The sequence below is a fragment of the Arachnia sp. genome, assembly GCF_057238465.1.
Genome location: NZ_DBHHFZ010000007.1, coordinates 1 through 20,903, shown reverse-complemented (window position 1 = coordinate 20,903; position 20,903 = coordinate 1). Strand labels below are relative to the sequence as shown.

Annotated in this window: 18 protein-coding genes; 13 read left to right on the top strand and 5 right to left on the bottom strand. The window is 67.2% G+C overall.

The window, feature by feature from the left end; genetic code table 11:
• The first annotated feature begins 1 nt into the window (after window position 1).
• The 8 genes from ACO6D6_RS08525 to ACO6D6_RS08490 all read left to right on the top strand — a co-directional run bounded on the left by ACO6D6_RS08525 (window position 2) and on the right by ACO6D6_RS08490 (window position 11,112).
• Window positions 2–1,591, top strand: coding sequence for a serine/threonine-protein kinase (locus ACO6D6_RS08525; protein ID WP_484784838.1), 1,590 nt, complete (start codon window positions 2–4; stop codon window positions 1,589–1,591).
• A complete protein-coding gene (locus tag ACO6D6_RS08520) occupies window positions 1,588–2,304 on the top strand; it encodes an FHA domain-containing protein (RefSeq protein ID WP_484784837.1) in 717 nt (238 codons plus the stop codon). Before ACO6D6_RS08525 ends, ACO6D6_RS08520 begins: the two co-directional genes overlap by 4 nt.
• Window positions 2,304–6,704, top strand: coding sequence for a type VII secretion EssC family protein (locus ACO6D6_RS08515; protein ID WP_484784836.1), 4,401 nt, complete (start codon window positions 2,304–2,306; stop codon window positions 6,702–6,704). Before ACO6D6_RS08520 ends, ACO6D6_RS08515 begins: the two co-directional genes overlap by 1 nt.
• Window positions 6,705–6,791: 87 nt before the next feature.
• The gene (locus ACO6D6_RS08510) at window positions 6,792–8,255 is read left to right on the top strand and encodes a hypothetical protein (protein ID WP_484784835.1); all 1,464 of its coding nucleotides are present in this window, start codon (window positions 6,792–6,794) and stop codon (window positions 8,253–8,255) included.
• Window positions 8,239–9,438, top strand: coding sequence for a hypothetical protein (locus ACO6D6_RS08505; protein ID WP_484784834.1), 1,200 nt, complete (start codon window positions 8,239–8,241; stop codon window positions 9,436–9,438). Before ACO6D6_RS08510 ends, ACO6D6_RS08505 begins: the two co-directional genes overlap by 17 nt.
• 31 nt (window positions 9,439–9,469) lie before the next feature.
• Complete coding sequence (locus ACO6D6_RS08500; RefSeq protein ID WP_484784833.1) at window positions 9,470–10,165, top strand: hypothetical protein; 696 nt, start codon at window positions 9,470–9,472, stop codon at window positions 10,163–10,165.
• Window positions 10,158–10,733 carry a hypothetical protein gene (locus ACO6D6_RS08495; protein WP_484784832.1) on the top strand — a complete coding sequence of 192 codons (576 nt, stop codon included), beginning with the start codon at window positions 10,158–10,160 and terminating at the stop codon, window positions 10,731–10,733. The genes ACO6D6_RS08500 and ACO6D6_RS08495 overlap by 8 nt, the downstream gene beginning before the upstream one ends.
• A gap of 79 nt (window positions 10,734–10,812) precedes the next feature.
• Complete coding sequence (locus tag ACO6D6_RS08490) at window positions 10,813–11,112, top strand: WXG100 family type VII secretion target (protein WP_484784831.1); 300 nt, start codon at window positions 10,813–10,815, stop codon at window positions 11,110–11,112.
• 49 nt (window positions 11,113–11,161) lie between these two features.
• Here the strand turns inward: ACO6D6_RS08490 and ACO6D6_RS08485 are convergent, their stop codons facing one another.
• A complete protein-coding gene (locus ACO6D6_RS08485; protein ID WP_484784830.1) occupies window positions 11,162–11,764 on the bottom strand; it encodes a mycothiol-dependent nitroreductase Rv2466c family protein in 603 nt (200 codons plus the stop codon).
• Window positions 11,765–11,869: 105 nt separating this feature from the next.
• Here ACO6D6_RS08485 and ACO6D6_RS08480 point away from each other — a divergent pair, with 105 nt between their 5' ends.
• Genes ACO6D6_RS08480 through ACO6D6_RS08470 form a run of 3 tightly spaced genes read left to right on the top strand, consistent with a single transcriptional unit; the run spans window position 11,870 to window position 15,272 of the window.
• A complete protein-coding gene (locus ACO6D6_RS08480; protein WP_484784829.1) occupies window positions 11,870–12,421 on the top strand; it encodes an ECF transporter S component in 552 nt (183 codons plus the stop codon).
• Window positions 12,418–13,179 carry an AIR synthase family protein gene (locus tag ACO6D6_RS08475; RefSeq protein WP_484784828.1) on the top strand — a complete coding sequence of 254 codons (762 nt, stop codon included), beginning with the start codon at window positions 12,418–12,420 and terminating at the stop codon, window positions 13,177–13,179. The genes ACO6D6_RS08480 and ACO6D6_RS08475 overlap by 4 nt, the downstream gene beginning before the upstream one ends.
• Window positions 13,176–15,272: an ATP-binding cassette domain-containing protein gene (locus ACO6D6_RS08470; protein ID WP_484784827.1), complete on the top strand. Its 2,097-nt coding sequence runs from the start codon at window positions 13,176–13,178 to the stop codon at window positions 15,270–15,272. Before ACO6D6_RS08475 ends, ACO6D6_RS08470 begins: the two co-directional genes overlap by 4 nt.
• On the opposite strand, the gene ACO6D6_RS08465 is transcribed toward ACO6D6_RS08470, so the two are convergent.
• The 3 genes from ACO6D6_RS08465 to ACO6D6_RS08455 are packed head-to-tail and all read right to left on the bottom strand — an operon-like array spanning window position 15,243 to window position 17,026.
• Window positions 15,243–16,049 carry an HAD-IIA family hydrolase gene (locus ACO6D6_RS08465; RefSeq protein WP_484784972.1) on the bottom strand — a complete coding sequence of 269 codons (807 nt, stop codon included), beginning with the start codon at window positions 16,047–16,049 and terminating at the stop codon, window positions 15,243–15,245. The two genes, ACO6D6_RS08470 and ACO6D6_RS08465, sit on opposite strands and share 30 nt — an antisense overlap.
• 12 nt (window positions 16,050–16,061) lie before the next feature.
• Window positions 16,062–16,634, bottom strand: a complete 573-nt coding sequence (locus tag ACO6D6_RS08460; RefSeq protein WP_484784826.1) for a globin family protein — start codon at window positions 16,632–16,634, stop codon at window positions 16,062–16,064.
• A 2-nt stretch (window positions 16,635–16,636) separates the two neighbouring features.
• The gene (locus ACO6D6_RS08455) at window positions 16,637–17,026 is read right to left on the bottom strand and encodes a roadblock/LC7 domain-containing protein (protein ID WP_484784825.1); all 390 of its coding nucleotides are present in this window, start codon (window positions 17,024–17,026) and stop codon (window positions 16,637–16,639) included.
• Between the two features lie 239 nt (window positions 17,027–17,265).
• Between ACO6D6_RS08455 and ACO6D6_RS08450 the strand changes: the two genes are divergently transcribed.
• Entirely contained in the window at window positions 17,266–18,006 is a 741-nt protein-coding gene (locus ACO6D6_RS08450) for an OmpA family protein (protein ID WP_484784824.1), read from the top strand.
• A 3-nt stretch (window positions 18,007–18,009) separates the two neighbouring features.
• The gene (locus ACO6D6_RS08445; protein WP_484784823.1) at window positions 18,010–19,854 is read left to right on the top strand and encodes a hypothetical protein; all 1,845 of its coding nucleotides are present in this window, start codon (window positions 18,010–18,012) and stop codon (window positions 19,852–19,854) included.
• On the opposite strand, the gene ACO6D6_RS08440 is transcribed toward ACO6D6_RS08445, so the two are convergent.
• Window positions 19,855–20,685 (bottom strand): fructosamine kinase family protein, encoded by an 831-nt coding sequence (locus tag ACO6D6_RS08440; protein ID WP_484784822.1) that lies wholly within the window; start codon window positions 20,683–20,685, stop codon window positions 19,855–19,857.
• Between the last annotated feature and the right edge of the window lie 218 nt (window positions 20,686–20,903).

Below are 20,903 nucleotides of genomic sequence, written 5' to 3'. Positions count from 1 at the left end.
CATGCCACCACGCAAAGCCGCCCCGAAACTTCCCGGGTTCACGCTCATCGACTGGCTGGGGGGTGGTGGTTTCGCCGACGTTTTCCGGTACCGCGACCACAGCCTCGACCGCGAGGTGGCGATCAAGGTCCTCCACCGCGAGGTCACTGACAAGGCACGGCAGGCCTTCCGCACCGAGGCCAGCACCATGGCCAAGCTCAGCAGCCACCCCAACATCGTCAGCGTCTTCCAGGTCGGCGTCGCCGACGACGGCCGCCCCTTCCTGGTGATGGAGATGTGTTCGCCACGGCACCTGGGTGACGTCATCGCCCGCAAATCCTACAGCGCCGCGAAGGCGATGGAACTGGGCATCCAGATCGCCGGCGCGGTTGAAACCGCTCACCGGCTGGGGATTCTTCACCGCGACATCAAACCCGCCAACATCATGTTCACCGCATTCTCCCGGCCAGCCCTGACCGACTTCGGAATTTCGGTCTCCCTGGAGGAGGGCGCCTCGGCGCAGCTGGCGTTGAGTCCCCTGTGGGCCCCACCGGAGCAGTTCGGGAGTTCGGCGGGGCTGGTTGGGCCGTGGAGCGACGTCTACTCCCTGGCCGCCACGGTCTGGGCCCTGCTGATGGGACACAGCCCCATGTACGTCTCGGGCGAGTTGAACGACCGGCTGCACATGGAGGCGCGGGTCAGAACCATGCAGGCACCCCGAACGATGCGCACCGACGTACCAGAGCAACTGGAACGGGTGCTCGCGGTGGGGCTGGCCAAGGAGCCGGAGGAGCGTTTCCAGACCGCCATCGATTTCGCCCGGGCCCTGCAGGGTGTCCAAGGCCTGATCAACCAGCCCGTCACTTCCATCGACGTGTTCACCGAACCCGAACAGATTCAACAGGACGAGAGTGAACTGCTCGACGAAGGCACCCGGATCTCGGGTTTCCAGCTGATCGACCCCAACAATCCGGATTCAACCAGCCAGCTGACCGGCCCCACATCCGGTTCGACGACGGCGCTGGACAGTTCGGACTCCGGCGGCCACACCCCGGCGGTGCTGCAGCACGGCCGGGGTGTGGCCGCCCCGGGCCTGCGGGATTTCACCTTCACCGACGAACAACCGGCCCCCGCACCGCGGGAACAGATCGTCGAAACCCCGAGGATCCCACCCACCGAGCCCGTCGCCCCCGTCGGAGGCAGGACCCCTTGGAAACTGATCGTCTCCCTGGGGCTGGTGCTGGCGGTGATCGTCGGGGCGGTCCTGGTGTTCACGCTCAACCAGGGGCGGGGAGCCACCACCCCAGACATCACCGCCAGTCCGGCTCGCAGCGGTCATCCGGTCGATCCCCTCGTCGTCGTTCCCAAGGTAACCGACCTGACCGGACGCATCGAAGGCGACAAGGCCACGTTCACGTGGACCAATCCCGCTCCCGAGCCAGGAGACCAGTTTCGCTACACGCTGCTGGATCCCCGGAACGGAACCGCCTACGAAGCGACCAGCGAAACCACCATCACCGTCTCGACGCTGCCGGGCGACACGTGCCTGGAGGTGGCCCTGACCCGGAGGAACGGTCGAAGCTCCGAACCGGTCAGGGGGTGTGCGACATGAGCACCCTGCAGATCGACTTCGCCGGCGAGGTGTACCACGTGGAGCCGGGCCAGGAGTTCATCGTCGGACGCGCCGGGGATCTCGCCATTGACGACAACCCCTACCTGCATCGCCAGTTCCTGTCCATCCGTCACGACGGGCAGATGTGGTGGGTGTACAACATCGGAAGCCGTATCCCGGCCCGGCTGTCGGACATCAACCGGTTCACCACCAGCACGCTCCCGCCCGGCGCGGGGCTGCCACTGGTGTTCGAGTCGATGTTGCTGACCTTCAACGCCGGGCGGATCAGCTACGAGATCGAGGTGTCACTGACATCCTCGGTGTTCCAGATGGTGGTGTTGCCAGAGGAGGGGCAGGGGGACACCACCATGGGGGAGACCCGGTTCACCCATTCACAGCTGTTGGCGATCCTGGCCCTCGCGGAACCTGTGCTGAGCCGCGCCGGGGTGGGGAGCTGGCAGATCCCGTCGGCCAGCGAGGCGGCGGCGCGGCTGGGATGGACCCAGACCCGCTTCAACCGGAAGCTCGACAACGTGTGTGACAAGCTCGACAAGGCCGGTGTCAAGGGGCTGCACGGTGGCGTGGGGTCCCAGGCTCACAGCCGCCGCGCCAATCTCGTGGACTGGGCGGTCTCATCCCGCCTCGTTACGGCCGAGCACCTGCCCGTGCTGGACATCGAGGCAGCTCAGAACCGCAAGATGATGGAGGACTGATGCAGATCCGGGTCACTCTCAGGCGGGGTGATTCATTGCACAACGTGCTGATCACCGCCGACGCCACCGCGACCGCCACCGATGTGGCCACCGCCATCCTCAGCGAGGGAATGCCCGAGCCGATCGAGTCCCCGGAGCTGCGCCCGACACTGTGGGTCCAGGACCCCCTCGGACACGTCGCGGTGCTGTCCCCGGACGCCGCCGTCGCCGAGTCGGGGGTGCACTCCGGCAGCCTGATCCAGGTGGTGCCCGAACCCGAGAACCACGTGGTCAGCGAAACTGTCGGCGCCATGCTGCGGGTGTTGAAAGGGCCGGACGCAGGTCTGGAGGTGCCGCTGCGGATGGGCGTCTCGAGAATCGGGCGCTCCCCCGACGCCGATGCGCGGCTGAGCGACCCGAAAGTCTCAAAACTTCACGCCCGGGTCCTGGTCGGCACCACCGTGGACATCATCGACGACAACTCCGCCAACGGGGTGCTGGTCGGCAACCAGCGAGTCAGTCGGGCCACGCTGGGCGCGGGTGATGTCGCGGTGCTCGGCAACACCCAGCTGCGCATCGACGCCTTGGGGGGCGTGCGCGGCGGGGCCAGCGTCGAGGTGGCATACATGCGTCCGCCCCGGGTGCTGACCCGGCCCGCGGCGGCGGAACTGGACCTACCGGATGTCCCCGAGCCACCGGCCCGCCCCCGGTTCCCGTGGCTGGCGCTCGTCGCCCCGCTCGTGATGGGGGTGTCGATGTATTTCTTCACGCAATCCCCCATGACCCTGTTGTTCGTGGCGCTGAGCCCGATCCTGATGCTGGGCACCTACATCGCCACCCGGGTCGAGAACAAACGCAAGCAGAAAGCCGACTTGGTCAATTTCCGTGAGGGCATGAAACTGGCGGAACACGACATGGCCGAGGCCCAGGAACTGGAGCTTCGCCAGTTGCACCGACTGTATCCCTCCACCGCCGAGTGCGTGGATGCGGCGATGAACCGGAACGGGGCGCTGTGGTGCAGGCAGCCCGAGCATCCCGAGTTCCTGCAGGTGCGGTTGGGCATCGGCTCGGTCCGCGCCATGCACCAGTTCAAGGCCTCCCAGCGTCGCGGGCTCGTGGCGTTGCAACGGGAACAGACCCAACTGCGCGAGAAGTACCGGCTGATCCACGAGGCTCCGATCATCGCGGACCTGAGGTCGGTGGGTGGTCTGGGGATCGCTGGCGACAGCGCGAACCTGATCGAGATCGCGCGCGGCCTGATCTTCCAGGTAGCCGTGCTGCACTCCCCCGCCGAGGTGGTGCTGACGTGCCTCACATCCACCGACAACAAGTCTCACTGGAGCTGGCTCGAATGGTTGCCGCACACATCGTCGTCGCACCGGCCCATCGAGGGACCGTGTCTGGCGGGCGACGGGCCGAGTGGCAGGGCGTTGCTGGATCAGATCGAGGACCTCATCGAACTGCGCACCGAGGGCGACGAACCGACGCTGCGGGGTCCGCTGCAATCAGGTGAGAAAACACCCGACCCGGTGGTGCCCGCCGTGATCCTTCTGGTGCACGAGGCGGCCGTCGATCTGGCCAGGGTCGCGCGCGTGGCCGAACGCGGCCCCGACGTCGGGGTGTACGTGGTGTGGGTGGCGGGTGGACGCCATCAGTTCCCGGCCGCGTGCCGGAGCTTCGTGGAGTTGCAACCCAACGGTGAGGCGCTCGTCGGCATGGTGCGTTCCGAGCGGGTGTTCGCATCTGTCTCGACCGAGGCCGTCGACCTGGAGACCGCCCATGCGCTGGCCAGGACCATGTCTCCGCTGGTGGATGCCTCCTCACCGGTCGATGACGAATCCGACCTGCCGCGCCTGGTCTCCGTGGTCGGTCTGCTGGGGTCGTCGGCGGACGATCCCGAACAGGTGCTGTCCCGGTGGCGGGACAACGGCTCCTACGTGAACCGGTCGGCCCTGCCCGCGCCCCGGGAACGCGCCGGGGACCTGCGCGCCGTCGTCGGACACGCCGGTCTGGAACCTTTCACCATCGACCTGCGCTCCCAGGGGCCGCACGCCCTGGTGGGTGGCACGACGGGAGCCGGTAAGTCCGAGTTCCTCCAGGCGTGGGTGCTGGGCATGGCACACGCCCACAGCCCGGACCGGGTGACCTTCCTGTTCGTCGACTACAAGGGTGGCGCGGCCTTCGCCGAGTGCGTGAAGCTACCGCACTTCGTCGGGATCGTTACCGACCTGTCGCCCTACCTGGTGAGACGTGCGCTGCGGAGCCTGAGAGCGGAGATCCACCACCGCGAAGTCCTGTTCAACGCCAAGGGCGTCAAGGATCTCATCGAATTCGAGAAACGCGGCGACCCGGAGTGCCCGCCGAGCCTGATCATCATCGTCGACGAGTTCGCCGCCCTGGTCGGTGAGGTGCCGGAGTTCATTGACGGCGTGGTGGACGTGGCGCAGCGTGGTCGCTCGCTCGGGCTGCACCTGGTGCTGGCGACACAGCGGCCGGCTGGCGTGATCAAGGACAACCTGCGGGCGAACACGAACCTTCGTGTGGCGCTGCGCATGAACGACGAACACGACTCCACCGACGTGCTGGGAAGCCCCGTCGCGGCCTCCATCGACCCGGCGAACCCTGGCCGGGGGGTCGCGAAGATGGGTCCGGGGCGGCTGATCCCGTTCCAGTCGGCGTTCCCGGGGGCCAAGACACCCGCGGAGCCTCCAGCTCCCCCCATCGATGTCGAGGAGCTGGATTTCGGGATGGCTACGAGGTGGAAGATTCCCCGCGCAGCCGCATCCGGTGAGCAGGTGAAGAAGGACATCGAGCGGGTGGTGCACACGGTCTCGGAGGCCGCGAAACTGGGGCGGGTCCCGACCCCTCGCAGGCCGTGGCTGGACACCCTCAGCGAGTCTTACGACCTGCTGACTCTGAAGCAGCAGCGCGATTCCGAACTCATGCTGGGTGTCGTGGACGACCCGGACAACCAGGCCCAGCACCCGGGCGCCTTCTTCCCGGACGAGCGCGGCAACATCGTCTACTACGGGGCCGGAGGGTCGGGCAAGACCACGGCACTGCGGTCGCTGGCGATAGCGGCCTCCATCACGCCGCGTTCCGGCCCCGTTCACATCTACGGCCTGGATTTCGCAGGCGGCGGACTCAACATGCTCGAGGCACTGCCGAACGTGGGCGCCATCATCTCAGGCGACGACGACGAACGGATTTCGCGACTGATGGAGATGCTGACCAAGAAACTGGACGAGCGGGCGGCAGCGTTCAACGCGGTGGCGGCCAACGGCCTCGGCAACTACCGGCAACAACCCGGGAAACAGGACGAGCCGCGCATCCTGATCCTGATCGACGGATTCCAGAACTTCCGCACCGAGTACGATTCGGGGTTGCAGCGAGCGAAAACCTACGCCCAGTTCCACAGGCTGCTGGCCGAAGGTCGCGCCGTCGGGATCCATGTGGCGGCCACCGCGGACCGCATGGCCGCGATCCCCTCCGCCATGCAGGGTTCCTTCCAGGAACGGATCGTGCTGCGGATGAGCGATGCAGACCAGTACCTGACCCTCAACGTCCAGAAGGACGTGCTGAACAATGCCAGTCCTCCGGGACGTTGCATGAACAGCCGCGACGGCAACGAGATGCAGCTGGCGGTGCTCGGCAGCGACCCGTCACCGCCGGCCCAGGCGCGGGAGATCGAGCTGCTGGCCCGGAGCGTCGCGCAGTTCCAGCGCACACGTCCCGACCCGGTGAGACGCCTGCCGGCGCAGGTGTCGGCCGACGAGCTCCCGGTCACGGTGAGGGGTTTCCCGACGCTGGGCCTGGAGGACCAGAGCCTCGGCCCCATCGGCTTCGACCCTCAGGGGGTTTACCTGCTGGCCGGGCCCCCGAAGTCGGGGGTGACGTCGCTGGTGCGGTGGCTCGCGCAGTCGATGGCGAACGCCCAACCGCAGGTGCCGAGGGTGTTGCTGACGGCCCGCCCCTCCCCCCTGTCAAAGCTGGAGCACCTGTGGACGGCGACGATCACGGGCCCCGACCGGGTGCAGGACTACATCAACAACCAGCTCAAGCCCTACCTCACCACCGAGGCCGAACCGGGTCAGCCACGCGTCGCGGTGTTCGTGGAGCAGTTCTCAGAGCTGGCCGGTTCCCTCGCGGACTCGGCGTTGGCGGAAGCATTGAAACTGGCGCGCCGCAACGGGCACCTGATGGCGGGGGCCGGGGAAACAGCCTCGTTCTCGGGTTTCAACTCCAGTGTCCCGGAACTCAAGGGAGCCCGCCAGGGCATGCTGCTACAACCCGAGACCACCGACGGCGACCTGCTGAAAGCCGCCCTGCCCCGAACCCGGGCCGCCGATTTCCCGCCGGGCCGTGGTTTCTGGGTGAGCGCGGGAAACGTCGTCAAGGTGCAGACCCCCACCCTTGACTGATGGCAAATGGGCGGTCGTCGGATGGGGAGTTGAACCCATTGCGGGGGAATAAGGTTTCAGGCACCCTAGATGTCGAAAGGGGAACAGATGTCGGATCGGCTAGTTATCAAGAACCGGCTGGTCAAGGAGGCCGGCCAAGGGGCCAAGGATGCCCAAGGATACCTGGAGAGCGCGGAAAGTTTCGCGGGCAAACTAGCGGCGGCCGTCGGGCCTGCTGGTCCACTGGCGAAAGAGGTCGAGAAGCAGGAAAGCGAGTGGGAAATCCGCCGCCGGAAAATGTCCGAGAGTCTCGGCAAGCTCGCCCGGCTGGTCGAGGCGTGCGACAAAGAATTCGAACGCCTCGACAGGAAAATAGCCGAGGAATTGCAGCAGAAGCCCGAGGAGAAGAAACCCGAGGAGAAGAAACCCGGGGAAAAACGGCCTGACACTGGTTCCAGTGACTCCGGGAATGGCGGCGGTATCAGCGGTGGCGGGTCCCCGGCTCCGGCGAGACCGGATACCGAGGCTCCCCACGAGACGACCAAACCGGCCCCGGCAGGCACCAATCCCGGGATTGCCCCGCTGGAGGGAGCCGGTTCGGGAAGCGGCGCATCCGGTGACGCCGGTGGCGCCCCGGGGCTGGTCTCGCCAGGCGCTGCTGGAGCCATCGGGGGCGATCCCGAACGAAACCGCCAGCTGGGACAGCTGATCAACGACTTCGCCCAGCGCTGGGCCGAACTCACCGGGCAGCCGGTGGGCAAGGTGCTGAGCGTCATGGGCGGCCTGCTCGGCCTGGGCGCCTTGGTCTCCCTCGGCGTCGTCGGCGCCGAAAGCGCAAAGGGAACCGGTCCGGCGCTCGGACGTCGGGAGGATTCCGCGACAGGAGCGGGAAACGTCTCGGAGGTCCAGCCCCGAGATGATTTCTCCGAACCGGGTGTCGACGGCCCGGCACAGGATCAGGACCCCGGCGGATCCGGGACACCGGCCATGGATGATCCGGTCAAGGGCGGCGAAACCACACCGACGCCCGGAACCGACCTGGGTGTCTCACCCGAGATCCCGGATCTCGAGGTCGACCAGTCGCTCGGCGACCTGGAGACCTTGACCGGTTCATCCGATTCGGTGGGCAGCGGAGCAGCCGACCTGCCGCCACTCACGGGCAGCAGCGACACCGGCGGGGGAACGCCCTCCCCGGAGCCGCTTCCGGATCTGGGGGTCAGCGACCCGGGCATCTCAGGCGGCACCACCGGAACCCCGTCCGAGCTGCCCAGCCTGACACCCTCCGAGCCGACAGCGGCCCCCACCGCGGCCAGCGGCGAGCTGCCCAGTCTCGACGGCGGCTCCGGCACCCGCAGTTTTTCCATGATGGGGGCACCGCTGATGATGGGCGGCATGGCCGGGCTGGCCGCGGCGGGCGGTTCCGGGAACTCCTCGTCATCCTCCTCCGAGGTTTCGGTGGCGGCGCAGGAGGCCGCGGGATTCGACCGCCGCACAGAGCGGCAGGAGGCGGCCAACGTCTTGCTGGATGATGATCAATTCCGAGGGGAGGACTCAAATGGGTCTGGGTTGTGACGTTTCATTCGCCGGTGTCGGCAACAACCTGGAGGGCGAGCCGGCAGAAGTTCAGAACGGCGCCCGCCGCATGGTGATCGCCGGTAACCAGCTGGTCGACGCGGGTAACGCCGTGGACAAACTGGTTTCCAGCAGCGACGAGATCACCTCGGACGCATTCAAGGCAATCGGCGAGAAAGGGGTCGTGGCCACCAAACAGCTGCGGGCCGCGGGCATGCGATACCAAGGAATGGCGCGGGCACTGCAGGAATTCGCCGGGGTTCTGGACGAGGAGCAATGCAAGGCACGCCAGGCCGCGCAACGCGCACAGGCGGCGAAACAACGCAAGGACGTAGCTGAGCAGAACTACATGACTGCCCGAAAAGCGGCCCAGTCCTTCGACGAGAACGTCCAGAAAACCGCCGTGGACCAAGCGACCAAGGCAGCGCAGAGCTATAAGGCGGCGGATTGCGACTACCAGAAAGAGGTCAAGATCATCCAGGACGCCGCCAGCCGGGTCCAACAGGCCAACAAGGACGCGTGCTCGAAGCTCGTCCAGGCCAGTGACGACGCCGGATTGGACGATTCTTGGTTCGACAGGTTCAAGGATTTCGTCTCGAAGATCGCCGACGCCGTGGTCAAGATCGCCAAGTGGGTCTGGGAGCACATTGACGCAATCTGCACGGTGTTGGACATCGCCGCCATCGTACTGTCCTTCATCCCGGTGGTGAACATAGCAGTCGGTATAGCCAAAGTGGTGACGACGGCGATAAAAGTGGTCAGCGCCCTGTCCAAGGCCGCCAAGTTCGTCAGCACGGTGAAAACCTGCTTCACCAACGGCGGCGCCATGGTGAAGGCCATCCGGAACCCGACCGGGGAGAACGTCGCGACGGCGCTCACCACGGTGGGCGGCTCCCTTCTGAGCAAATATGCAGGGAAGAAGATCAGCGCCTTCTCGAGGAAACTGGGAGGCAAAGCGGGCGCCTACGCAGACCATCTGCTGCGCGGGAAGAAGGCCTTCCCCAAACTGATGTCCGATTTCTCCAAGGCGATGCCGAAGATCGCCAAGAAGATCCCCGAATTCGTCGGCAAGAACGTCTACCAGGGCACGAAGAAGGCACTCGATACCGCTCTGCACAAGACGATCGATTGGGGGAGATCCACGATCGTAGGAATGTTCAGGTCGAAACCGAGACACGCCTGAACGGGCGGCTCCGGGAATTGAGGAAATCACGATGGTGACATACAACTACCTGCTCCCCGAGGACTGGGCCGAGGTGCGGCTGGATCCCTTGGATCGTTCGACCGTCAAACAGCTGACGGACCGGATGTTCAGCGACATCGACGACGAGGTGACGCGCGTGCGCATCTCAGGTTGGGTGACCAGCCGGATGACGACCCAATTCGAGGAGATCTCCAACCAGAACGCCTGGGCGGCCTACCTGCCCGCCGAGGATCCCCGTGACTCGCCGATGCGGCCCATGATCGTCACCCGTCCCTTCGACATGGGCGCCACCGACTCCGATCCCATGGAGACGCTCATCGCCCTGGCGGCGGACTCAGAAGGGGAATTCTCGGCGATCGAGCCACGGGGCATGGTGGGATTGAAGATCCGGATGCCGGAGAACCCGGGGAAGGCTCTGCTGGACTCGCTCTCCGATGTGCCCGAGGACATCCTTGAGCTGACCAGCCGCGACGAGCTGTTGGCCGCAGCTGCCGAGACCACCCGGTTGGTGCGACGCATCCAGTACATCGTCGGTGACCCCTCCGATCAGGAACGCTGGATGGCGGTCGAGGCCTCGGTCAGTTGCATGCTGGCCGAGGGGGCCTCCGAGGCCCTGGACGGCGTGGAGGAGTTCTTCGACGCCTGGGTGAGTGCCCTGAGCTGGGTTGACGATGACGAGACCACCGAGGAGAAGCTCAATGAGTGAAGCAACACCCGTTGTGGTGCCCCTACCACCCAACATGCCCCAGGAGCAGGCAGCGTCCTGGCTGGAAGAGCTGCTCCCCGACCTGGAACGGACCGGCATCGTGACGGACCGCGATGCCGTGGCGGCTGCACTGCTGGAGATGACGAGGTTCGGAATCCCCGATCCCGCACTCGCCTGCTGCGCCTTGCTGCTTCCCGAGGCCATGCCGGTCCTGGTCGCGTTGTTCGCTTCGCCGGGCTCCGGCGAAGCGGCGGAGCTCCCGGGCATCCTCGTCGACAACCACCCGGGCGACCAGGTGCTCAACCGCGCCGACGAAACGGTGGACGCGCTCGGCGTCAGGGTTTTCCAGGCCTCACGGGTGGTCTCGGCGACCGAGGAGGGGAAAAGCACGTTGTTCCTCCGGGGTTCCTTGGCAGCCACCCGCCGGATAAACGGTGTCGACCGGGACGTGTGCCTCTATTTCACCGGCACCGAGGTCAGCGACCTGGCCACCGCGTTCTGGCCGCTGGCGGCGTTCCTCGTGGGCGATGCCGTGCTGCAGCTCGTCCAGCTGGCCGAGGGGACCTGACACAGAACTTGGCGACGGCACAGTGGGGGCCCGCCGCCATAACAGTAACCACTTCCCCACGAACGAAAGGAAATGAAACATGGCAGCGAACCTCAATGTCACCTACGAGGCGATGGAATCCGAGGCCACCGCACTGATCAACGGCAAAGAGCAGATCACCCAGCAGCTGCAGACCCTGAAGTCCCGCATTGAAAACTTGGTGTCCAATGGCTTTGTGACCGACCAGGCCTCCGGTGCCTTCAACGAGATGTACCAGAATTTCACCAACTCGGCCAGCAACACGATCTCGGCCCTCGACGGAATCGCCAACGGTCTGCGTTCCATGGCCAACGCCATGCGCGAGACCGACTCCCAGATGGCCAGCCAGATCCGCGGCTGACCCCGACCGAACGACGCCGGTTGCCAGGGCAACCGGCGTCGTCGGTTTCTCAGTCGAAAATCGGACCGACGTCGCGGGAACGCTTCAGTTCGAAGAATCCCGGGTAGGCGGTGACCTTCACGAAACCGTCGAACAGCTCGCCCGCGGCCTCGCCCTTCGGGGCGGGCGAGATGACGGGGCCGAACATCGCCATGCCGTTGACGCGGATGACCGGGGTGCCGACGTCCGGGCCGACGAGGTCCTGGGCCACCTTCTGGTAGGCACGCAGATCGGTGTCGAACTCGTCGGTGGTGACGCGTTCAGCGATGTCGGCCTCCAGGCCACAGTCGGCGAGGGCCGCGGCGACGGTCTCGACGGCGACCGGCTCGCCCCCGGGATGGAAGCGGGTGCCGAGCGCGGTGTAGAAGTCACGCAGGATGTCGTGGCCGTGGAGTTTCTGGACCGCGGCCGCCGCACGTGAGGCGACGAGGGTCGCGTCGATTCGTTCCCGGTAGCCGGGATCGAGGTCGCGCCCCTCGTTGAGGATGTAGAGGCTCATGGTGTGGAAGGTGACCTTCACGTCGCGGACCTTCTCCACCTCCAGGATCCAGCGGGAGGTCATCCAGGCCCACGGGCATGTCGGATCGAACCAGAAATCAACTTGAGTCGTCATGCATCCATCCCACCACATTGCGACGAAGGAGCGGCCCGTGTCGAAACCACCCTCCCCACTCCGCTATGTTCAGGACCGGCATATTTCTGTCACGAGGAAGGTCCCATGAGCGAGCAACCCACCCTGTCCACATCCGGTTCGAACGGGTTCCTCTCACCGCGACGGGTGGCGCGGGTCGCGATCCTGGTGGCGCTGTCAGGGGTGGGGGCGTTCATCAAGATCCCGAGCCCGACGGGCACCGTCGCCCTCGACTCCGCCCCCGGATACCTGGCCGCGGTCGCCTTCTCCCCGCTGGAGGGTGGCGTCGTGGGGGCGCTCGGGCACCTGATCTCCGCCGCTACCGCCGGTTTCCCGCTGGGCCTTCCGATCCACCTGATCGTCGCGGCGGAGATGTTCGTGTTCGCCTGGCTCTTCGGTCTGCTGGCCCGGCCCCTGGGCGCCCTGGTGGCCGCCGTGGTGGCGGCGCTCCTGAACGGCCTGCTGGCCCCCGCGATCCTGCTTCCCATCGGCGGCCTCGGAATGTATGCCGCGCAGGTGGTGCCGCTGCTGGTGGGTTCCGCCATCAACATCGCCGTGGCCGTGATCGCGGGGATCGCCCTGACGGCGGCCGGGCTCGCCGGGCGTCCCGTACGACTCACGGGCCCCGGCAAATCATGACGGACCCGGTTCGTTCCGTCCGCGACCTCCTGATCGTCGACGGCTCCCCGCCCCTGGTGATCGCCTGCGACTCGGTGGGTGGCATCGGGCCGCGACCCGCCGATCTGGTGCGGGTGTCCGCCGACGTGGTGGCGCACTTCGCGGCCCGGGTTCCGCTGCTGGAGGTGCTGTGCTCCGGGGCGCGGCCCGTCGCGTTGATCAACACCCTCTGCCACGACATGGCCGAGGCCACCGTCTTCATCGACACGTTCCGCGCGGTCGCCTCGGAGGTCGGCATCCGGCCCGAAGCGGTGACGGGCAGCACGGAGGAAAACGTGCCCTCACCCGCGACGGGGGTCGGGGTGACGGTGATCGGCACCCTGAAAGGTGACCTGCTGACCGGCGGGGGCCGCCCCGGCGACGTGGTGATCTGCGTCGGCTGGCCGCGTTCCGCCCCGCACGACGAGGTCTTCATCGGCCATCCGGACATCGTGCCGCTGTCCACCGTGCAGGCCCTGATCGCCACCGGCGCGGTCCACGACGCCCTGCCGGTCGGATCGCGGGGCATCGGTTACGAGGCCGAGCAGCTCGCCGAATCCAGCGGGTGTGGTCTCACGTGGCTGGCCCACCCCCTCCCCCTAGACGCCTCGGGCGGCCCCGCCAGCTGCGTGCTCCTCGCCTGCGACCCGGCCTCCGTCACCGAGCTGCGGAACGCGGTTCCCGGACACGTCCCGTGGCATCCGGTGGCGGAACTGACAGCGAAACCGACGCACCGGTGATCGAGGCCCGAGGGCTCGGTTTCTCCCACCGCGGCACCGGAACCCGGCAGCTTGCCGACATCACCTGCGACATCCCCGCCGGGAGCCGCGTCGCGGTGATGGGCGCCGCGGGTGCGGGCAAGTCGACATTCGCCATGGCCCTGAACGGCCTGGTCCCCCACCACCATCCCGGAGACCTCTACGGGCGGCTGCGGGTCGCGGGCATCGCCACCCACGAGACAACCCCGCCCCGCCTGGTGCGTGTCGTCGGCCTGGTCTCGCAGAATCCGGAGGCCCAGGTGATGGAACGCCTGGTGATCGACGACGTCGCCACCGGTCCCGCGAACCTGGGGCTGGGCCGCGACGAGGTGCTCTCCAGGGCCCGGCACGCCCTGGAAGAGGTCGGGCTGACGGGTCTGGCGGATCGCGAGACGGCCACCTTGTCCGGCGGGCAGCTCCAGCGGCTCGCGATCGCCGGGGCGCTCGCGATGGAACCGCAGATCCTGGTCCTCGACGAGCCCACCTCGGCCCTCGACCCGGAGGGGGCGGCGACGGTGCGGCGCATCGTCGCGGAACTGAGCGGCGAGGGACGCACCGTGGTCATGGTGGATCACGACCCGGATGCCGTCGCCGCCTGGGCGGATCTGCTCCTGGTGCTGGAGGAGGGGGAACTCGCGTATTTCGGCGCCCCCGGTCCGTTCCTCGACGACGAACGGCGGGTCACGGCGGCGGGGATCCGCCCCCGCCACCTGCACCGCGGCGGGGTGCCGGAGCGACCCGGACCAAGGACTCCCCCCGTCCTGGAGGCCATCGACCTGACCCACCGCTACCCGTCGGGGGTGCTGGCCCTCGACGGGGTCGGTGTCACCATCCACCGCGGCGAGTTCGTGGCACTGCTGGGCGGCAACGGCGCGGGCAAGACCACCCTGGCGAAGCATTTTGCCGGGCTGCTGGAGCCGACCTCCGGGACGGTCCGCAGCCACGCCGAGCGGGTGGGGTTCGTCTTCCAGAACCCCGACCATCAGATCTTCGCGAACACCGTCCTCGACGAGGCCGCCTTCGGGCCGCGCAACGCGGGACTGCCGGAACCGGAGGTGGCGGCACGGGCCGGGTGGGCCCTGGAACGGGTGGGTCTGGGGGATTTCGCAGGGCTGCATCCGCTGCGCCTCGGACGCGGGGACCGGCAGCGACTGGCGGTGGCCTCCACCCTGGCGATGAACCCCGATGTGCTGATCCTCGACGAACCCACCACCGGCCTGGACTGGCGGGGCACCGAGGCGCTGATGGGGCTGCTGGCGGACCTGAACCGCGACGGCACCACGATCGTCATGATTACCCACGACCTGCCCCTGGCGGCCCGCCACGCCTCCCGCACCGTGACGTTGACCACCCCAGCCCCGGAGACGGCCGTACCGGAACGTCCCGGGGGTGAGACCAGAAACGGAAACGGCTTCGACGTGCGTTCGAAACTGTTGGCGCTGGCCGCCGCCGTCACCGCGACCTTCCTGACCTCCAATCCCCTGGCCCATCTCGGGTTGGCCGCGCTCACCGCCGGGGTCCTGCTGCGGGTGCGCGGGCTTCGTGGGCTCTGGTGTCTCCTGGCCCCGATGATCCCCGTGCTGGTCCTGGTCTTCGGTTTCGCCGCCTTCACCCCGGGCGGAATCGGGTACGCCTCGGTCCTGGTGCTGCGGCTGGTGACGATGCTGTGCTCGACGGCGGCGCTGCTGGCCACCACCCCCGCCGAACGCTTCACCACCCTGATGCGCACCCTCCGGCTGCCGAACCCGCTGGTGTTCGTGTGCACGACGGCGCTGCGTTTCATCCCCACCCTGCGGCGGCGTTCCCGCCAGATCACCGAGGCCCAGCAGGTCCGGGGAGCGCACATCAACTCGCGCACTCCGGTGCGCCGCGTCCTGGCCCACGCCACCATCATGGTGCCGCTGCTGACCAGCGGGATCCGCATGTCGGAGGATCTGTCGGCAGCGATGATCTCCCGTGGTTACGGCATCACCTGCCACCCGACCCGCCTGCACGACCTCCACTGGACCTGGCGCGACACCCTCCTGACGCTGGCCTCCGTCGCCCTACCGCTCCTCGCCGTCGCCGCCGGCTGAATCCTGTTCGACGAGTTCGTGCACACCCTCGACTATCTCGCTCGGGCGGAAGGGGAACTTCTTGACGGATTCGCGGGTGGTGATCCCGGTTAGCACCAGGACGGTGTGGAGGCCGGCCTCCATTCCAGCGACGATATCGGTGTCCATCCGGTCGCCGATCATTCCCGTGTGTTCGCTGTGCACGCCTAGCCGGTTCAGCGCGGAACGGAACATCATCGGATTCGGTTTCCCCACCACATAGGGTTTCTTCTGCGTCGCCTCGCTCACGAGAGCGGCGATTGCGCCGGTCGCCGGCAATATTCCGTCATTGCTGGGTCCGGTGGCGTCGGGATTGGTGACGATGAAACGCGACCCGGCTTCGATCAACCGGATTGCGCGGGTGATTGATTCGAACGAATAGGTCCGGGTTTCACCGATGACCACGAAATCCGGATTGCGGTCGGTGAGCACGAAACCGGCCTCGTGAAGAGCGGTTATGGTGCCGGCCTCGCCGATCACGTACACCGACGCCCCAGGCTGCTGCTGCTCCAGGAAGGTGGCGGTGGCCAGCGCCGAGGTCCAGATGTGGTCCTCGGGAACCTCCAACCCGGAGTCCCGCAGCCGCGCCGAGAGGTCACGAGGGGTGAAGATCGAGTTGTTCGTCAGCACCAGGAACGGTGTTTCCGTGCGGGTCCACTGGGAGATCAGTTCCTGGGCCCCGGGAAGCGCATTTTCCTCGTGCACCAGGACCCCGTCCATGTCAGTCAACCAGGCACGCACGTCGCTTCGCTGTCGCATCATGGCATCACGCTACCGGTTCAGCTCGGCTCGGGCCCGTTCGAGAAACGCACCGACCTCCTGGTCGCGCAGCCTGGCCAGCAGCCCCTCCGGCATCCCGGCCGCCTCGTAAAGGGCGGCGCTGACCGCGCGCTCGTGGCTCCACGCGATTACCGCCCGTACGATGCCGGCGACCCTGCCGACGGCATCCAGCAGCGCCCGCCGCTCCTCGTCGGGGATCCCGAAGGAAACCGACGCGTCCGCAATCAGTTGCACCACATGGTCAGAGGCCGCCAACATCATCGGGTTCGTGACCCGCTTGGCGACGTGCCCCAACCCGACGAGGGCCATCCGGGCCAGGTATTCGTCGTCCCACGGCCCGGTCACCGTCCTTCCCCACCAGCGTTCCAGGCTCTCCCGCGATACCCCGGCACCCTCGGGCAGCCTGCCGTACAGAACCTCCTCCAAGGCCCCCACCACATCCGGCCCGAGGGTCAGCAGCCGGTCCCGGTGGCGCTGGATGACGTCGCGGTCCTCGTCGCGCAGGAGCCGCTGCGGGGGGATCTGTCCGGCCACCTCACGCGCCATCGCGTGCATCGTCTCCATGCTCAGGCCCTCGTGAGCAGCTGCTTGATCTCGACGGCCGCGACGCGGGCCTCGATCCGCATCAGGCCGAGGTTGGACTCGATCGGGCCCTGCATCACCAGCACCGCGTCCTCACCCGCGCCGTAAACGACCAGATAACCATTCCTGCCGTGGATGACCGTCTCCGACAGATCACCCATGTTGGTGCGCTCGGAGATGCGTTTGCCGAGCCCCAGGGCGGTGGCGGCCATGGCGGCAATGCGCTCCGCGTCCGCCTCCGGGAAGTCATGGGCGATGGCCAGGCCGTCCTGCGAGGCGATCATGACGCCGTGGAGCTCCGGGATGGCCCGTCTGATGGCGCTCAGCACCAGCTTGAGGTCGCTGTGCTTGCTGCTACCGTATTTTTCGTCCATTGCGTTTCCTTCTGCCCTCGTTGGATATGTCACGCCCGGGCGCCTCGGAGCCGGGGCACCTTCCGAGGACACTCGCGGACATGTTATCCCCTTTTTGTAGGTCTTCCCCCAAGGTGGAATACTAGATGATTCAAGGCGAAAGTTAGTACGTGAACGGAAAACGTTCGCCGAAACTGGGGTGTATACCCGGATGCAGCGACTCGGGATATAAGGTCGGTTCGCGAGAGTATGGAGGTACCGTGAAGGGAACCGTGGTGGCCGTGGTCACTGGGTTGGCCGCGCTAGTCGCCGCCGGGGCGGCAGGTGGCGCCCTGCTGGTGGAGCGGACACTCACCGAGGAGGCCACCCGGGCGCTGGCGGCGGAGGGCGTGGACGCCCACGTCAACTTCTCGGGATTGACCGCCACCGTGTCCGCCGCGGATCCGAATCAGTTGCCGACGGCGCTGCGCCTGGTGCTGGACGTCCCGGGTGTCGTCAGGGCCGAGGCGGATCGTTCATCGCTGCCCACCGCATCCACTTCGCAACCCACCACGTCCGCTCCGGCCCCCACTAAGACGCCGTCCCCCACGCCGAGTCCCTCCGAACCGGCGGCCTCACCCAGCCCGTCTCCGAGCCCCTCACCCAGCCCCGCCGCCGGCGAGATGCCGAAATCGGTGGTGAAGTTCGAGGGCGGGAAGTCCGACTTCCCCGCCAGTGAACGCACCAAGATCATAGAGCTGGCGGTCTGGCTGCAAGCCAATCCGAATGTCATCGTCGAGGTCGACGGGCACACGGACAACGGCCGCACTCCGGCTTTCCGGAAGGAACTGTCGGAGAAACGGGCGCAGCGCGTGGTCGACGCCCTCGTCGCGGCAGGGGCGAATCGTGACCAGCTGATCGCGGTCGGAAAATCCGATACGGAACCGGCAGAATCGAATTCGACTTCGGAAGGTCAGGCAGCGAACCGGCGAGTGACGTTCGTGCAACGAGGGGAAAGGTAGACCATGAGCGGATATGTTCTGCTGGCCATCGAACTGGCGGCAATTCTTGTCGTGGTTGTCGGTTTGGCATTGTTCCTGGGGTGGGTTCTCGGAAAACGTTCCGTCCGGGCCAAACTGACCGCCGAACGGGAAACCCGGCCGGCGAAACCGACACCCGAACTGGATGCGATGGCGAGCCTCAAGGCCGACGAGCAGGAACCCACGTCCCTGACGGCCCGGGCGGTTCCCGTCGAAACCCGGCCCGCCACCGCACAGTCCCCGTCACCGATCGCGATGGCCTCCAGTCCCGATTCAGGGCCGAAGGCCGAGGCCCAGCCGGTATCAGTCCCCTCCCCCTTCGCGCCCGACCCGTCGCTGTACGCCGGGCCCTCCGCTTCCACCGATCCGTCGGCCAGGGGGGTCGCCGCCGAGGTGAAACCAACCGGGGAACCCCAGCCCGACCTCCTCAACGACCGCACCGTCTCCGACGAGTCCACCGTCGACACCCACATGATCCCCCGGGTCACCGGCCAGACCCCGCCCAGCCCCACCGAACCCGATCCGCGACTGCTGGAGGCGGAGGCCCGCGCCAGCGACGCCGAGGCCAAGGCCAGCGAGGCCGAGGCCAGGATCAATGAGGCCAACCAACGCGCCCTTGAGGCCGAGGTCAAGGCTCAAGATGCGGAGGCCCGCGCCCAGCAGGCCGACCAGCACATCAGCGAGGCCGAACAGGCCCGCCGCCAAGTGATAGAGCTGGAGGAGCGGATCAACAAGCAGGAGATCGACATGGCCCGGTTGGAGAACCGCGCCACCGCCGCCTGGGACAAGACGATGCCGAACCTCATCGAACGGATCGAATCCCTGGAGGGTGATCTGGCACAGGCCCGCCGCGAGGCCGCCGAACTCCAGGCGGTGCTCGCCGTGGAACGCGACCAGGCCACACCGGTCCCGGCAACCGAACAGCCCGAGCAGCCCGAGCAGGCCAAGGTCCCACAGAACGAGATCATCAAGGAAGAACCCTGGCAGACGATCGGAACCGGCACCGGGCTCGCGCAGGGAACCCCGATCGTTTTCGCCTCCAGGCCCCCTGCTGAGGACTCGCAGGAGCAGCCGGAGCCCGAGCAGCCCGGGGAACCCGTGGACAAGGCCGAACCCGAAGAGAAAAACGGAAACGAGGAAACCGGGAACGAGGAAACCGAGGACGAAAAGACCTCCGAAGAAGAAACCGGGGTCGAAGAGGAGGTTCGCGCCCCCGAGCAGCTCGCCCCCACCGCCGCCGTGGAACACGAGGTGGAACTCCCGGCCCCCGAGGAGACGGCCAAGGACCAGGAGGACCCCACCCCCATGGACCTTCCCGAGACGGAGCATCTCGTCCCAACGGCACCGGTCTACCCCGTCACGGCGCACCACGACGACGCGACCATCCCCGACATTCCGCGGATCACCGCGCCGATCGCCCAGCCTTTCGGGGCGGAGGAGGACGCATCCGGTTGGCGGCGCACGATGACGCCCGACACCGGCCAACCGAAGGCCACCGGCAGCTCGCCGGAACCAACCGATCTGCTGATCGACGAAACCGAGGTCGACGAGGTTCCCGTCGTCGCGGGGCTTGCCGAACCGGGACCGGTGGCGGAACCGAGCGTCAACGCGGGGCACATCGTCACACCCCAGTTCAGCATGGCAGGGCAGTACGACGGGGTCCCGCACAGCCCCCTCGAACCGAAGGGGCACCAGCTCTCGATCAGCCTCGAGGAGGACTACACCCTCGTCGATCCCATCGACGAGAGCATCGCCGTCATGGACGACCCCGGCGAGGACTTCCCCGTCGGGGTCGGTATTCCCCCCGAGGACTACCCCCGGGCCCGGTGATCAACTGGCCAGGTCGGCCCTGATCCTGGCGGGCTGTCTGCCGCGTTCCGCCTCGCCCCTGAGCCGCCGCGCCAAGGTGAGGGCCTGGGGAACGTAGTTTCCGGAGTAGAGGGCCGCGTGCACCAGCACCATGTGGAACTGGTGCACGGCCACCCGGTGCCGCCACCCCTCCGCCAGCGGGCTGACCTCCTGGTATCCGGCGATGATGGCGTCCAGGTGGGGTGCACCGAAGAGCGCCAGCTCGGCCAGGTCCGTCTCGGCGTGACCGCCGTGGGCCGACGGGTCGAGCAGCGTGCCGGTGGTGCCTGCGCCGCCAGGTTCGGCAGCCCACATCACATTCCCCGCCCAGAGATCCCCGTGGATCCTGGCAACGCCCTTGACCAGCGCGGGCTGGGGAGCGTCAAAACGCCCCTCCGCCACCAGGTCGATGGCCCGGTGCAGCACCAGCCTGGCCTCTCTGGGAACCTCCGCCAGCCGCAGGTAGGGACGCAGCCTGGCCTCGGCGTAGAACTCGCCCCAGCTGCCCCAGCGGGGCATCTCACTGACGGGGGCCGGCAGCTCCGACAGCCGCGCATCGACGTCACGCAGCTCCGGTGGCGGAGCGCCCCAGTGCGGCGCACCCGCCGCGTGGGTGCGGGCGAGACGCCGCCCGAACCCGGCGGCATCCTCAATGCTCGGGGTTCCGTGGGTGAGACGACGGGTCTCCAGCCAGGACTGACCGCGGTTCACGACTTCGGCGACGGCCGCGCCGCCCACGGCACTTGCCAGCCAGAAAAGGCTCGTGACCTCCGTCGCTATGGCCGCTGGGCTACCGCTCTTGTGAAAACTCATAGTCGCTCCTCGCCGAAGGATCGACGGGGAAACAACACACTCGGGGCGGCACCTTCCTCAGGGCCGGACATCCGTTCCATACTCAAGGCTCCCTTGCCTGTGGGCACCCGGGCATCGGTCACCCGGACCTCAAGTTTATATGGCATCTCCCGAGAATCCAGCCCCGTTGGGTGGTGGTTTTTGGTGGGGGTGTGGTTGTGCCCCCGCAACCGGTTGGG